The organism is Kitasatospora sp. NPDC058063 (genome assembly GCF_042885395.1).
Classification (GTDB): domain Bacteria; phylum Actinomycetota; class Actinomycetes; order Streptomycetales; family Streptomycetaceae; genus Kitasatospora; species Kitasatospora lactacystinica.
The window spans coordinates 22,843-37,896 of sequence record NZ_JBHVSD010000021.1 but is presented as its reverse complement, the minus strand read 5'-3'; the positions used below and the strand labels follow the sequence as shown (position 1 = coordinate 37,896).

Genomic DNA, 15,054 nt, shown 5'->3' with positions numbered 1-15,054 from the left:
GAGCACAGGGCCCTGTCTGCTGTTTGTCCTTGTTCCAGTACGCGCCTCGGGGCAAGAGACTGTCAAGTGCTGAGGGTTTCCCTCCCGTCACGGTCCGCTACCGGCGGGCCCGGCGGCGGCTGCGGGAGCGCGGCCCGGGAGAGGCCACCGGACGGCAAACCCCTTGGGCGGGCGCAGGGTTGGCCGGGCGATATCCCGGCGGCCGGGGCGGTGCGGCGCGTACCATCGGACGCCCGCCGTCAGGTCGCGGACCGGCGCGCGGGGCAGCGGCCGGCCGGGGCGGGGACAGGGGTGGCGTGTGACGAAGAGTGATGTCCGGCGGGGCGTGGTGCGGCGCGGGCTGACGGCGCTGGCCGTCTGGTGGCTGTGGATGCCGCTGGTCGCACTGCTGGTACGGTTGGTCAAGCACACCGTGTTCGGCGGGTTCGGGCAGCAGGACCAGAGCTACGCGCTGCTGATCGAGCGGGAGTTCCTCCCGCACGGCGGCGTGCTGGACGCGGCGCCGCTGTTCTGGCTCTGGGTCGCGATCGGGCTGTGCGGCACGGTGGGCGTGGTCACCTACGTCGCGCAGGAGTCCGGGGCCGGCTACGGCGGGTGGCGGGTGCGCCTGGCACTGGCGGCGGTGCTGCTGGCGGTGGCCGGCTCGCTGGTGCGCACGGGCACCGGACTGTGGGACGACGACAAGGACGCGGGCCGCTTCTACGCGGCGGCCACCGTGCTCGACGTTCCCGCCGGCGGGGCCGGCACACCGCGCTCGGTCCTGCCGGTGACCGAGCACACCCGCGCGGGCGACGGCACCCGCTGCGACCTGGTCGGCACCGCCGACGTGCCGGCCTGCGTGAAGACCGCGCCGATGCCGGACTTCGACTTCGAGGCCCGCACCGCCTCCTACGCGGCGGCCACCAAGGCGCTCACCGACAGTGCCGGCCTGACCTCCGGGGTCCACCTGATGGGCCACAGCCTGCACTACCTGCCCGACGCCTCACCGGGCGGCGGCGTCTGGACGGCCGTCCTGGACGGCTCCGGCGAGCAGCCGATGGAGGGCGTCGCCGTCTGGGACGGCCGCTCCAACTCCGTCACCACCTGCGCCTTCCGCGGTGAGCACGCCTTCGGCCGGGCCTTCGCCGGCACCGGGGCCGTCAGCCTGCGCAACCTGCTCGCCGAGCGCTTCCCGGACCTCGTCCACAGCGACCAGGACATCTGGGGCTACTGCGACGGCACCGACCCCCGCACCGCCCAGCCGGTGGTGGTGATCTCGGTGGCCCGGCAGACCGGCTGGCGCCAGCGCACCGTCCTGGAACCCGCCGGGGTGCTGGTGCTGCGCGGCTCGCCCGACGGCCGCCCGAGCATGACGTACCGGGCGGACGTGGCCCCGGGCGAACTGCCGGGGGCCGTCTACCCGGCCTCGGTGGTCCGCTCGCAGATCCACGAGATCCAGTGGCTCGGCGGCCGCGGCGCGAAGGACGACCGCGGCTTCGGCTACGCGCACACCTCGGCGTCGACCAACGCCGTCAACCCGGGCGAGTTCCTGCTGCGCTCCAGGGCGGACGGCCACCTGTACTACGTGACGCCGCTGGTGCCGCGGGAGAGCTCCTCGCAACTGGTGGTGGCCTTCGCCGTCCTGCAGGCCGACCGGGTCGGCGGCGGCCTCAACGACCTGCACGTGTACGTGCGCGGCGACGACAGCCCGTCGGTGAACCTGGACGTGCTGGCCAGCCGGATGGTGTCGTACATGGCGCAGCAGACCTCGATCACCATCAGCGCCGGGCAGGGCGGCGCGCTGCAGGAGATCGTCCCGTTCGGCCGGGACATGTGGCGCGGCTTCGTGGACTTCAACGGGCAGACCCAGGACTACATCGACCTGTCGGGCGACGCCACGGTGACCCCCAACCTGGTCTCGCTGAGCGGCGACATCACCGCGCCCGGCGGACGCCCGGCCCCGGCCCCGACAGCGGCCCCGACACCGGCCGCACCGGCGGCCGGGTGTGGCGGCGACCCGGGGCAGCTGACGACCGGACAACTCGCCTCCTGCGTCGCCGAACTGTCCAAGGCCCTGCAGGGGCGCGTCCAGGACCCGGCACCCGCCCGGCCCTGACGGCCGGGCCCCGCCACCGCCCGTCCGATCGCTCTCCGTCACCCCTGATGTGGTCTCAACCACCTCGGGAAAAGCCCAGCTCGACGCAGACCCGCCCCTGCGGGCTTGACGGAATTTGCCAACCCGGCGCCTCACGCGCACCAGCCATTGACCCGGCCATGACGCCGTGTGAGGGTTCGGGCACCCGAGCGCGGACGGCCCGCACGGCCGTCCCCTCCAGAGGCGGCCCCGCGACGCCTCCCCAGCCTGCCGTCCGCGGTCGAGGACCCCCACACGCGAGGAGCCCCGATGCAACGCAGGATTTCCGCAGGAAGGTTGCTGACCGCGGCGACCACCCTGACCGTGCTGGCCGGCATGATCGCCGCCACCGCGGGGCCGGCCACCGCCGCACCCGACACCACCCCGGCCCCGCCCAACGGGCAGGCCGCGGCGGTGCGCGCCGCCGACGCCGCCGTGACGGCGGGCCTGGACGCACTGGCCAAGGGCAGCGACGAGACCTACGAGCGCAAGGCCGTCACCCCCTGGGTGGACGGCCTCTACTCCGTCGCCTACGAGCGCAGCTACCGCGGACTGCCCGTGGTCGGCGGCGACGCCGTCGTCCTCGCCGACTCCCGGGGCACGGTCCGCGCCCTGCAGTCCGCCGCCACCGGCCCCGTCGGCACCTCCACCACCGCACGGATCAGCGCCGCGCAGGCGGAGCGGACCGCCCGCACCAAGGCGGCCTCCGTCGACACGGTCGAGTCCCGCCGCCTGGTCGTCCGGGTCAAGGACGGCACCAGCCGCCTGGCCTGGGAGACCGTCCTGGCCGGCCACAAGGGCGCCGCCCCCAGCCACCTGCACGTCTTCGTGGACGCCACCACCGGCGAAATCGTCGACAGCTACGACGACGTCCACGCGGGCACCCTGAACAGCGAGTGGAACGGCCCCTCCCCGACGATCGCCACCACCGCCTCGGGCGGCTCCTACTCGCTGCGCGACCCCAACCGCCCCGGCCTCTCCTGCGCCGACTACGGCACCGGCCAGGTCTTCTCCAAGTCGAGCGACTCCTGGGGCACCGGCAGCGCCTCCAGCAAGGAGACCGGCTGCGGCGACGCGATGTTCGCGGCCCAGAAGGAATGGGACATGCTCCGCGACTGGCTCGGTCGCAACGGCCACAACGGCAACGGCGGCAGCTGGCCGGTCAAGGTCGGCCTCAGTGACGTCAACGCCTACTGGGACGGCAGCACGATATCCATCGGCCACAGCCAGGCCAACAAGTGGATCGCCTCCATCGACGTCGTCGGCCACGAGTTCGGCCACGGCATCGACCAGTACACCCCCGGCGGCGCCAACAACGAGTCCGGCCTGGGCGAGGCCACCGGCGACATCATGGGCGCCCTCACCGAGGCCTACGCCAACGAGCCCGCCCCCTACGACACCCCGGACTACACCGTCGGCGAGATGATCAACCTGGTCGGCAACGGCCCGATCCGCAACATGTACAACCCCTCCCTGGTCAGCAACAACCCCAACTGCTACTCGGCGTCCATCCCGAACACCGAGGAGCACGCCGCGGCCGGCCCGCTGAACCACTGGTTCTACCTCCTCGCCGAGGGCTCCAACCCCGGCGGCGGCAAGCCCACCAGCCCCACCTGCAACAACTCCTCCGTCACCGGCATCGGCATCAAGGACGCCGGCCGGGTCTTCTACGGCGGCATGCTCCTCAAGACCAGCGGCATGACCTACAAGCGCTACCGCACCGCCACCCTGACCGCCGCCAAGAGCATCGACCCGACCTGCACCTTCTTCAACCGGGCCAAGGCCGCCTGGGACGCCGTCAGCGTCCCCGCCCAGACCGGCGACCCCACCTGCGCCAACAACGGCAGCAACGACTTCTCGCTCTCCCTCGGCCCGGCCTCCGGCTCCGTCCAGCCCGGCGCCTCCACCACGGCCACGGTGAGCACCGCGGTGACCTCCGGCACCGCCCAGACCGTCGCCCTGACCGCCTCCGGCCTCCCCGCCGGCGTCACCGCGAGCTTCAACCCCTCCTCCGTCCAGGCCGGCTCCTCCGCCACCCTGACCCTGACCGCCTCCTCCGGCGCGGCGAACGGGACCTACCAGATCACCGTCACCGGCACCGCCGGCACCACCACCCACACCGCCCAGTACAGCCTGACGGTGGGCAAGGACTCGCCCAACCCCGGCGGCACCTGGACCGCCGGCACCACCTACCAGGCCGGCGACATCGTGACCTACAACGGCGTCAGCTACCGCTGCCTCCAGGGCCACACCGCCCTGGTCGGCTGGGAGCCGCCGAACGTCCCCGCGCTCTGGCAGCAGGTGTGACCGGCTCGCGCTGACACCCCGTGAAGCCGCTGCGCCGCGGCCCGTCGAGGGGGACGGACCGCGGCGCGGCCGTGCGCGCCGACGGATGCCGGAGGGGTCCCGGGGAGAGGGCCCCGGGATGCCGCGGTGCGCACCGAAGCCCCGGGGGCGGCCTGGACAGTGGGCCGCCCCCGGGGCGCGTCGGCGCGCCGTGCCCACGGCGCGGCGGTCGGTCGGCTGCTGCGGTGGTCAGGTGCTGCGGTCGAAGAGCTTGACGCGCAGCGGCTCCCGGGCCGGGGTGTCGACCGGTTCCGGCGGGGACAGGGTGAGGACGAACCCGCCGATCGCGATGACGGCCATGATGGCGACGGCGAGCGGCACGACGAACTGGGAGGCGGGCAGGCCGTCGGCCCGGAACCGCTCGTCCAGTTGGACGGAGACGGCGGCCATCCCGGTGTAGTGCATGGCGGTGACCGCGACCCCGGCGACGAGGGAGGCGGCCAGCGAGGCCGCGAAGCCGGTGATGTTGAGGGTCATCCACAGCGCCGCGGTGGCGGCGGCCACGGCGATGGCGATGGAGACGGCCACCAGCACGGGGTCGTAGGAGACCTCGCCCTCGACCTGCATGGCGGACATGCCGAGGTAGTGCATGGCCGCGACACCGCAGCCGGTGACGGTGCCGCCGATCAGCAGGGACGCCGTCGTCCTGCGGCGGTAGCCGACGTACAGGACGCCGGCGCCGACGACCACGACGGCCAGCAGCAGGCTGCCGAGGGTCTCGGGGACACGGTAGACGACGGTCGAGCCGGTGACGGCGAAGCCCATCATCGCCATGAAGTGCATGGTCCAGATGCCGCAGCCGAGTTCGACCGCGGACAGCAGCAGCCATCCCAGGCGGCGGGCCGGCGGCAGGGTCAGGGCCCGTACGGTGCAGCGCAGTCCGAGCGCCGCGCCGGTGCAGGCGATGAGGTAGGACAGGAGCGGGTTGATCCAGCCGTAGTGGAACCCGTCGATGTGGGCGGTGTGGGGATGCATGGCCACCTGGGGTGCGTTCTTGCGGAGGGGGGCGGAGCGCTCTCCTGTCCGGGGCGGGGCGGCGACTGTGGGGTTGCCGTTCCGGCGGGGGATCAGGATCCGATTCCCGATGGATCGTATAGCGATCAATTTGATTCCGCGAAATCGGCGGCCGACGGAATTGCTGAGGGGTTTTCAGGGGAATCCGCCGATGGCGGCGGTTCATGATCGACATTGCGCCGGGGCAGGTCGTTCTCGCGACGGGGGCGTCAATTTCCCTTTTGTGAAACACCTTGAACAATTCCGTCCGACGGCGGGGGTGCCCCCGCCGAACGGCGGGGGCACGGAAAACGCCGCAGAATTCACCCGCGCGGAAAAGCCGGCCCGCGGCACACCGGGGACGGGGCCGCCCGCTACCGCCCGAGCGCGGCCTGCGCGATGACGGCCCGCAGACGGGCCTGAACGGCCTCGGCGGCCTCCCGGGTGACCGGGTCCTCGCTCTCCAGCTGCGGGGCGATCAGCTCCGCGGCGGCCACCAGGAGCGGCAGGGGCACCTCCACACTGCGCAGATGGAGGAGCTGGGAGGCCGCCCGCTCACCGGGCGTGGCCGGTGCGGGGGCGACGGGGATCAGGGCGGTGAGGCCCCGGGGGAGCGGCTGAGTGCTGGTCACCCGGCCCATTCTCCCGTGCGGGCCCGGGCGGTCCGCGCCGGCGGGCCCGCACGGGCCCGCGGCGGCGCTCGAAGGCCCGCCCCTACCGGGGCCCCGGAACCGGCGTCCGCCGGCGCGGACCGGCGCCCGAGGCCTCCCCGCCTTCCGACGGCCCCGGGCGGGCGGCGAAGACCCAGCGGTTGGCCGCCGGCGCGTCGCTCGGCTCCGGCAGCGGGCCGCGGCCGTGCACGGCGGTGAAGTCGTACGGGCTGCGCACGGTCACCGTCCAGCCCCGGCTGGCGAGTCGGGCGGCGGAGTCGGGGCGGGGATCGGCGTCGAAGAGCGCGCGCAGATCGATGCCGAGCCGCTGCCGGGCCGCGACGTACACGGGGGACGTGCGCACGGCCGGCGGCTCGGCGGCCACGTCCTTGAGCTCGTAGGCGAGGGTGCTGCCGGGCGCGCCGAGCCGGTGCACGGTGGCGGCCCGCGCGCCCCCGACCAGGCCGCCGGGGGGTGATTCCGTCCGTGACTGTGCACAGCGTCGCAGGCTCTTGGCACCGCGTCCGCCGGCCCGCGAGGAACCGCCGCCCGGGGATGGTTCCGTTCTAGCCTCAGGCACGACGCAGCCGCCTTCGCCCGAAAGCGGACTGCCCTGTCCGGGAGGGGAATTCGATGCTCAAGATACGCAAATTCGCGGCAACGGCCGTCGCCGCGGCCTCGCTCACGCTCGGAATCGCTGCCGCCACGCCGGCGTCGGCGACCACGACGAACACTTCCTGTTCCACCTGGAGCGACAGCAACACGTTCGGTGCGTACTGCTCCGAGGGCGCCACCTACTTCCGGGCCGTCGCCCTGTGCAACAGCGGCCAGACCGTGTACGGAGACCTGCGCCGGGTCGGTGGCGGATCCTGGAGCTACGCGTACTGCACCAGCGTGGGTTCCTCGCTCTACCGCGGGTCGGTTTCCCTGGCCTGACCGGGCCGGACCGTTCGCCCCTGAGTGGCCCGCAGGCCGAGAAGCCGCCCCCAGCCACCAGGGAGCCCTGGAGGACTGCCGGGATTCCCGTCGTGCGGGGATCCCGGCAGTCCGCGTCGAGAGCCGCCGACGTGTGCGGCCCATGATCCCCGGTCGCCCGAACTCTCCCCGAACTCGGCGGAGTCCGGGGAGAGTTCGGCGACCGGGCCGTGCCGCCCGGCAGCGGTCGCCGCCGCGGGCCGGGATCCGTCCCGCGCCCCGCGGCTACTCCCGCGCCGCCCCCGACAGCGCCCGCTGCCGGTGCTCGCGGGGCGAGAGGCCGTACGCCGCCTTGAACGCGCGGCTGAACTCGGAGGCGCCGGGGATGCCGCAGCGTGCGGCGACGCCCTGGATCGACAGGGCGCGCAGGGCGGGGTCGGCGAGGTCGCGGTGGGCCTTCCGCAGCCGCTGGCCGCGGATGAACGCGGCGAGGGTCTCGCCCTGGGAGTGCCGGGTGAACAGCCGGTGCAGGTGGCTGACGGAGATGTGGTGGGCGGCGGCGACCACCGGCGGGGTCAGGCCGGGGTCGTGGAGGTGGTGCCGGACGAAGGACCGGACGCTCTCCACCACGGTCCGCTGCCGGGCGTCCGGCGGCAGCGCGTTCACGGCGTCGAGCTCCCCGGCGATCCAGGCCCCCACCAGGTCGACCACGACCGTCCCGAGGCGGCACGTCTCGGCCGGTGCCAGGGCGGCGGCCCGGCGGTCCAGGCCGAGGAGGAACTCCGCCAGCAGCGCCCCCGTCCCCTCCCGCCGGGACAGCCTGCGCCCGAGCAGGTCGCGCAGCCGGTCCGGGGGCACCGGCAGCAGCGAGGCGGGCAGGTCGACGCCCACGCCGGCGGCCCCGAACCGCTCCTGGCCGGGGTCGCCGGCGCCGAAGCACCGCACGTCGTACGGGTGCGAGCTGTCGACGATCGTCAGGTCCCCGACCCCGATCGTCTCCCGCTGGTCGCCGGCGCGGCTCAGGGCCTGGCCGCCGGCCGTCAGCAGCGTCAGGTGGTACAGCTCCTCGTCCGACTGGCGCACCATGCGCTCGGTCCGCCGGAACCTCGCCGACGGGAACGACGTCCCCAGCAGCGCCACCGGCCCCAGCTCGACCCGACGCACCTGCGCCGTGAAGCTGTCGACATGGGCGCTGGTCGCGTCGCAGACCCGCGTCCGTCCGACCAGGTCCCGCCAGTGCTCGAAACGCTCCTCCGCCGACGGACCGTCGCCTCCGGCCACGCCCTTCACCCCCACGGACACTTCCACCCCCACGGACACTTCCACCCCTTCTCAAGCGATTTCCCAGGGGAGGGCCGGCAGGTCCTCCCCGCGGCCCCGCCCTTGACGGACTCCTCGGAGTCCGGCGGCGTGGCCGCCGCCCTGCCCCGTCGTTCCTCCTCCTCGCGGCAGTTCGACACGGCGGGGGCGGTTCGGGTTGTACGGGAAGGACCGTGATCTGATTGGTACAGACCACTGCTGGTTCGCTGTGATAGAACCTCAGCTCTGGGCCGCAAGTGGTCCCGTGACGTGCGCCCCGGAGCCGAGCGAAGGGCGCCGAGGGGAGTGGCGGATGGTGCTGGCGGGGGTCGGGCGCCGGATCGGGCGGCACGGCGCGGTGCTGGCGGCCGTGGCCGTGAGCATCCTGGTGGCGACGGCGGTGCTGTCCGCGGTGGCCGGGCTGGCGCAGTCGGCCGCCGCGGCCGGGGTGCGCCAGCGCCTCGCCGCCGACGCCGGCCGCTCGGTGGAGGTGTCCGCGCGCTGGACGGCGCAGGGCCTGCCCGCGGCCGACCGGGCGGTGCACACGGCACTGGTCCGGGCGATGGCCGGCGTCCCCTTCCGCTCCGAGACCGCGCTGCGGGCCGGTATCGCCGTGGACCTGCCGCTGCCGCTCGCCGCGCGCCGGCAGGCCACCGAAACCGGCCTGCCCGGGCTCCCGGTGGCACTGCCCGACCCGGGCCGCTACGCCCGGCTGAGCAGCGGCAGTTGGCCGGACGCCGCCCCCGCCCCCGCCCCCGCCCTCGCCCCCACCGCGTCCTCCGCCGCCCCCGCCGCCGCCCCCGGGAACGCCCTGCGCGTCGCCCTCCCCGAGACCGTCGCCGACCGCCTCGGCCTGGCGAGCGGCAGCACCGCGGTCGTCCCGGACCCCGCCACCGGCGGCCCGCTCACACTCACCGTGACCGGCGTCTACCGCCCCGACCCGGCCGCCGACGCCTTCTGGAGCGGCCTGGCCGGCGCCGACGGCGCGGACCGCGCCCTGCTGCTGGCCGACGGCGCCCAGCTGACGGCCCTGCCCACGTTCGGCAGCCGCACCCAGGCCGTCTGGCTGGCCCTGCCCGACACCGGCCGGTCGAGCCTGCCCGAACTCGCCGCGCTGCGAGACCGGGTGGCCGTCCTCGCCGGCTCCGACACCGCCCGCTCGGTCTACCGCGGCGCAGCCCCGCCCCTGGCCGACACCAGGGTGCGCAGCGCGCTGCCCGCCGCGGTCGACGGCCAGGCGGTGCCGGCCCTGGCCGCCAGGGCCGAGATCGCCGTTCCGCTCGCCCTGCTCGCCGTACTCGCCTCGGTGGTCCTGGTTCTGACGGCTCGTCGGCTGGCCGACGCGATCGCCGTCGAGCAGGCGCTCCAGCGTTCCCGGGGAGCCGGCCTGGCGCGGCTGCTCGCGGTGGCGGCCGGCGAGTGGGCGGTGGCCGCCGTGCCGGCGGCGGCCTGCGGGCTGCTGCTGGTCGAGCCGCTGCTCGCCGCCGTTCTGCGCGGCGCCGGGGCGCACGGCCTGACCGCGGCCGACGGCCGAACCGCCTGGTGGGCCGCCGGGTTCGCGCTCGCGGTGCACGGCGCGGCCCTGCTGCTGCCGCTCGCCCGGCAGGCCTGGGACCCGCACGCCCGGCAGGCGCTCCGCCGGCGCCGCCCGCTTCGGCCGGGCCTGCAGCGGGCCGGAGCGGACCTGGCGCTGCTCGCCGTGGCGGTTCTCGGCTTCCTCCAACTGCACCACTACCAGGGCGTGGTGGTGCCCGACGAGGGTGCGGGCTTCGACACCGGAGTCGACCCGGTCCTGGTGCTCGCCCCGGCGGCGATGGCGGTGGCCGGCGCGGTGCTGGCGCTGCGGGTGCTGCCGCCGGCCGGACGGCTGCTGGAACGGGCGGCCGCCCGCTCCCGCGGACTGGTCGCGCCACTGGGCGCCTGGCGGCTGAGCCGCGACGCCGGCCGCCAGGCGGTCCCGGTCCTGGTCACGCTCCTGGCCGTGGCCTGCGCCGGCCTGGCCGCCGGGGTCCTGGCCGCACTGCCGGCCGGCGACCGCGACCGGGCCGCCTTCGCCGTCGGCGCCGACCTGCGGCTGTCCGGGGTGACCGGCGCGGCGGCGCAGCGGCACAGCGCGCTGGCCGCGCTGCCGGGCGTCACGGCCCTCACCCCGGTCGCCGACCAGTCGGCCTACGTGGGCAGCGCCGTGATCCGGACCGTCGCCGTCGACACCGCCGCCGCCGCGGCCTCCGGCGCCCTGCCGGCCCTGCGCCCCGACCAGGCCGACCGCCCGGCACCGGCGCTGCTGGCCCCGCTGACCGCCGCGCCCGCCCAGGGGCTCGCGATCCCCGGCGAGCCGACCGCCCTGGAGCTGACCGTCCAGGCCACCGCCGACCCCGCACCGCCGGACCGGGGCCCGAGCCTGCTGCTGTGGATCCAGGACGCCGACGGGCTGACCGAGCAGCTGGCCCTCCCGCTGACGGCCGACGGCCGCCCCCACCCGCTGACCGTGAACCTGGCCGACGGCGGCCGGCGCAGCTACCCGCTGACCCTCGCCCGCGTCGGCGTCCGCTTCCCCGGCCCGCTGGCCCGGCGCACCACCCTGGACCTGGACCTGCCGCGGATCAGCGCCGTCACCGGCGACCGGCGAACCGACCTCGCCCTCGGACCGGACCGGTCCTGGGTCCGCTCCGGCGCGCCCTTCGTCAGCCCCACCGCACTCGGCTGCCCCGCCGGCGACCCGGCCCCGGACGCCCGGCCCGCCTCGGTGCTCGACGGCGGCGCCCAGGACGACCGGGCCACCGCCTGCACCTGGCACAGCCGCGGGCCCGGCCTCCTGCACGCGGTGCTGCGCTCCCAGAACCCCGCGAACGCCCTGGACCCGGCCGCCCTGGACACGTACTTCGCCGTGCGCCCCCCGGCCGGCACCCCGACCGGCACCCCGGACGGGAGCGCCCCGCCCGTCCTGTCCGCGATCGCCGACCGCACCCTGCTCGACGCGGTGAACGCCAAGGTCGGCGACACCATCCGGCTCACCTGGGACCGCGACCGCGACAGCGACCAGAAGGTCCGCATCACCGGGGAGGTCGACGCCCTGCCCGGCTACGGCCGCGGCCAGGGCCACCTGCTGCTGGACCTGCCCGCGCTCGCTGCCAACCGAGCGCTCACCGGCGCGCCGCCGCCCGTCGACACCCACTGGTGGCTGGCCAGCGACGACCCCGCCGCCACCTGGGCCGCCGTCGACGGCCACAGCGCGTTCGGCCGCGCCCAGAGCGCACAGCGGCTCGCCGACGACCTGGCCGACGACCCGTTCCGGGCCGGACTGCGCTGCGCCTGGCTGCTGGTCATGGCCACCGCCCCGCTCTTCGCGGTGACCGCCCTGACCCTGCACGCCGTCGGCGCGGCCCGCTCCCGGCAACGGGAGTTCGCCGTGCTGCGCGCACTGGGCGCACGGACCGGCGAACTGACGGCGATGCTGCGCGCCGAACAGGTGGCGGTGACGGTGCCCCCGGTGCTGCTCGGCGGCCTGCTGGGCCTGCTGCTGACGGCCCTGCTGCTGCCGCTCACCGTGCTGGACGACAGCTCCGGCCCGGTCTTCCCGGCCCTGGCCACCGCCCCGGGCCGGCCGGCCGCCGCGCTCACCACGCTCGCCAGCGGCCTGCTGCTGGCCCTCACGGTCCTGGTCCTCACCCGGCTGCTGGCCAGGGTCGACCTGGTCCGGGCCCTGCGCGCGGGGGAGGACGGATGAGCCCGACGCCAGGACGGCGGCCCGGGACGGGGCCCGGCCTCGCGCCCGGCAGCGGGCGCGCCCCCGGGCCCGGCACCCCGCCCGGCACCGCCCCCGGCACCCTGCCCCGCAACGGACGCTTCGACGGCGGGAGCCCCGCATGCTGACACTGCGCCTGATCCGACGAGAGGCGCGGATCGCCTGGCCGGTGGCGGCCGGGCTGGCGCTGCTCTCCGTCCTGCTCACGGCGATCCCGCTGAGCTGGCCGCCGCGCTTCGACCGCCTCGCCGCCGGCGCGCTCGCGGACCGGGTCGCCCGCGCCCAACTGTCCGGCCCGCTGATCACCGCCACGTCCACCACCGTCCCGCTGCCGTCCAGGCCCCGGATCGCCCCCGGCGCACTCGACCGCGACCTCGACCGGGCCGGCCACGCGGTGCGCGCCGCCGCCGGCCCGCGACTGGCCGCCGCGCTCGGCACACCGAAGGGCCGCGTGAGCGCCCCATCCGCCGTGGCGGAAGGGCCCGGAGTCCCCACCCCCTACGGCCGGCCCCCGGGGCTCAGCCTGGTCCACGCCCAGCCCGACGACGCCCACGGCCCGGTCGAGTACGTCCAGGGCCGCGCACCCCGGCAACCCGCACCCGACCCGACCGACCCGCCCGGACAGCCGCCCGCCGTCGAGGTCGCGGTCTCCGAAACCACCAGGGACCGCCTCGGCCTGACGATTGGTCAGCGATTCGGCCTGGCCGGCACCGGCTGGTCCACCCCGGTGCTCCTGGTCGGCGTCTTCCGCACCGACCACGGCGCCGACCGCCTCTGGCAGCAGTTCCCGATGCTCGTCGCCCCCTGGACCGTCCCGGCCGAGACCGGCCAGCAACTGGCCGGCCAACTCCTCACCAGCGCCGAAGGGATCGAACAGGTCGCGGGCCGCGGCACCGTACCGCTCGAACTGGCCTGGGACCTGCCCGTGGCCACCGACCGGTCCGGGCCCGCCGCCACCGCCACCGGGACCGCCGAACTGCGCGCCGCCCTCGCCGGGTTGCGCGCCGCCGACACCGCCCAGCGCTGCGGGGACGAATCCGGCGGCCTCTGCACACTGGCCGGCCAGATCGTGCCCAAGATCGCCGTCACCGACCGGCTCACGCCCGAACTGGACGCCTACGCCGCCCAACGAGGACGCGCCCAACAGCTCCAGGGCTTCGCACTCGTCGGACTGCTCGCCGTGGTCGTGGCCACCGCCGTCGCCACCGCACGGCTCGGCGCCCGCCGCCGGGCCGGCGCCTTCGCCCTCCAACTCTCCCGCGGCGCCGGGACCGCCGGGATCGCCGGCCGCCTGCTGGCCGAGGCCGCGGTCGCGGTCGGCGCCGGCGCCGCCGCGGGCTGGGCGATCGCCCGCGCCACCACGCCCCAGGGCACCGCCCTGGGATCCGCCCTGCCGGCGGCCGCCGCCGCCCTGCTGGTCTGGTGCGCCCCGGCCGCCACCCTGCTCACCACCGCCCCGCGCACCCGGCCCCCGGCACGCGCGCGCCGCCTCGCCCTGGAAGCCCTGGCCCTGCTGCTCGCCGCGGGCGCACTGACCGCGCTGCGCACCCGCGGCGCCCTCGCCGGCTCCGGCCTCGACCTCCCGCTCGCCCTGACCCCGGTCCTGCTGGCCCTGGTAGCGGCGCTCGTCCTGCTCCGCCTGCTGCCCCCGCTGCTGCGCCGGGCCGCCCACTGGGCGCGCCGCTCGCGCGGCCCGGTCCCGCTGGTGGCACTCGCCCAGGCCGGCCGGCACACCGGCACGGCCGCACTCGCCCTGCTGGTCCTGACGCTGGCCATGGGCTACGGCGTCTTCGGCGCCGGGATCTCGCGCACCGTCACCGACAGCCGCGCCCAGAGCGCCGACTGGCGCACCGGCGGAGCACCGCTCGCCCTGGTCGGACCGCGCGACCGGCTGCCCGAGGACCTCTCCCACGTCCCCACCGTCGGCCACCAGGTGACCGTCACCGGCGCGAGCGGCGAACTCACCTCGCAGGACGACGGCACCGCCTTCCCCGGCGCCCAGCTCGTCGGACTGGACGCCGCCGCCCTGTCCGCCGCCAGCCCCTCCTCCCCGGTCGCCCGCGCCCTGCTGGCCGCCGACGGGGCCGACGCGCCGGTGCGGCAGACCGGCGAGAACGGCGCCGAACCGCTGCTCACCGCCCTGGCCGACCCCGCCCTGGCCGCCCGCTTCCCCGACGGCACCTTCGAACTGTCCGCCCTGGGCACCAGCCGCGTCCTGGTCCACGTGATCGGCGCCCTGCCCGAGGACGCCCTGCGCGACCCGGTCCTCGGACCGGTCCTCGGCAACGGGCCGCGCCCCGGCGCCCTGCTGCTGTTCACCGGCCCCTCCGCACAACGCCTGCCCGCACAGCCCGGCCACCCCTCCGCACTCCTGCTCCACCCCGCCGCCGGCGCCCCACCGCTGGACCGGGCCGCCGTGCGCACCGCGGCCACCCCGCAGCTCGCCCCCACCGGCAGGACCGGCCCGCGGGTCGAACTGCTCGACCACGCCGCGGAGTTCGAGGCCCTGCGCACCGACGGACTGGTCCGCTCGGTCCAGCTCGCCTTCCAGGTCACCACCGCACTCGCCCTGCTGCTCGCCCTCGGCGCCTTCGTCCTGGACCTCCTCCTCAGCGCCACCGAACGCGCCCGCGTCACCTCCTACCTGCGCACCCTGGGGCTCACCGGCCGCTCGGTACTCGCCCTGCAACTGCTGCACCCGCTGCCACTGCTGCTCACCGCCGCGGCCGGCGGCACCGCCCTGGGCCTGCTGCTGCCCGGGGCGCTCGGCCCCGGCCTGCGGCTGCAGGCGCTCACCGGAGCGCCCTTCGAACCCGCCGCACACACCGACTGGACCACCACCACGGCGCTCGGCCTCGCCCTGACCGTGCTGGTGACGGCGGCCGGCGCCCTGGAGACCGCGATCGCCCGCCGCCGCGCCCTGGGCGCCGTCCTACGACTGGGGGAGGCCCTGTGACCACCCGTGAGAACGAACGACCCGCCGCCGGGACCGA

At 76.1% G+C, this 15,054-nt stretch carries 9 protein-coding genes; 5 read left to right on the top strand and 4 right to left on the bottom strand.

Annotated features, from left to right (window positions below):
* Positions 1 to 298 precede the first annotated feature (298 nt).
* A complete protein-coding gene (locus ACFVUY_RS30545) occupies positions 299 to 2,095 on the top strand; it encodes a hypothetical protein (protein ID WP_387735369.1) in 1,797 nt (598 codons plus the stop codon).
* A gap of 288 nt (positions 2,096 to 2,383) precedes the next feature.
* Positions 2,384 to 4,420, top strand: coding sequence for a M4 family metallopeptidase (locus ACFVUY_RS30540; RefSeq protein ID WP_387735367.1), 2,037 nt, complete (start codon positions 2,384 to 2,386; stop codon positions 4,418 to 4,420).
* Between the two features lie 228 nt (positions 4,421 to 4,648).
* On the opposite strand, the gene ACFVUY_RS30535 is transcribed toward ACFVUY_RS30540, so the two are convergent.
* The 3 genes from ACFVUY_RS30535 to ACFVUY_RS30525 all read right to left on the bottom strand — a co-directional run bounded on the left by ACFVUY_RS30535 (position 4,649) and on the right by ACFVUY_RS30525 (position 6,538).
* Positions 4,649 to 5,434, bottom strand: coding sequence for an MHYT domain-containing protein (locus tag ACFVUY_RS30535; RefSeq protein ID WP_387735365.1), 786 nt, complete (start codon positions 5,432 to 5,434; stop codon positions 4,649 to 4,651).
* Between the two features lie 392 nt (positions 5,435 to 5,826).
* Positions 5,827 to 6,084 (bottom strand): hypothetical protein, encoded by a 258-nt coding sequence (locus tag ACFVUY_RS30530; RefSeq protein WP_380357037.1) that lies wholly within the window; start codon positions 6,082 to 6,084, stop codon positions 5,827 to 5,829.
* Positions 6,085 to 6,166: 82 nt separating this feature from the next.
* Complete coding sequence (locus tag ACFVUY_RS30525; protein WP_387735362.1) at positions 6,167 to 6,538, bottom strand: hypothetical protein; 372 nt, start codon at positions 6,536 to 6,538, stop codon at positions 6,167 to 6,169.
* A gap of 197 nt (positions 6,539 to 6,735) precedes the next feature.
* Here ACFVUY_RS30525 and ACFVUY_RS30520 point away from each other — a divergent pair, with 197 nt between their 5' ends.
* Positions 6,736 to 7,038 (top strand): hypothetical protein, encoded by a 303-nt coding sequence (locus ACFVUY_RS30520; RefSeq protein WP_387695147.1) that lies wholly within the window; start codon positions 6,736 to 6,738, stop codon positions 7,036 to 7,038.
* Between the two features lie 264 nt (positions 7,039 to 7,302).
* On the opposite strand, the gene ACFVUY_RS30515 is transcribed toward ACFVUY_RS30520, so the two are convergent.
* A complete protein-coding gene (locus tag ACFVUY_RS30515) occupies positions 7,303 to 8,325 on the bottom strand; it encodes a helix-turn-helix domain-containing protein (protein ID WP_387735359.1) in 1,023 nt (340 codons plus the stop codon).
* 304 nt (positions 8,326 to 8,629) lie between these two features.
* Between ACFVUY_RS30515 and ACFVUY_RS30510 the strand changes: the two genes are divergently transcribed.
* The gene (locus tag ACFVUY_RS30510; protein ID WP_387735356.1) at positions 8,630 to 12,043 is read left to right on the top strand and encodes an FtsX-like permease family protein; all 3,414 of its coding nucleotides are present in this window, start codon (positions 8,630 to 8,632) and stop codon (positions 12,041 to 12,043) included.
* 139 nt (positions 12,044 to 12,182) lie between these two features.
* Positions 12,183 to 15,017, top strand: coding sequence for a hypothetical protein (locus ACFVUY_RS30505; protein WP_387735354.1), 2,835 nt, complete (start codon positions 12,183 to 12,185; stop codon positions 15,015 to 15,017).
* The last annotated feature ends 37 nt before the right edge of the window (positions 15,018 to 15,054 follow it).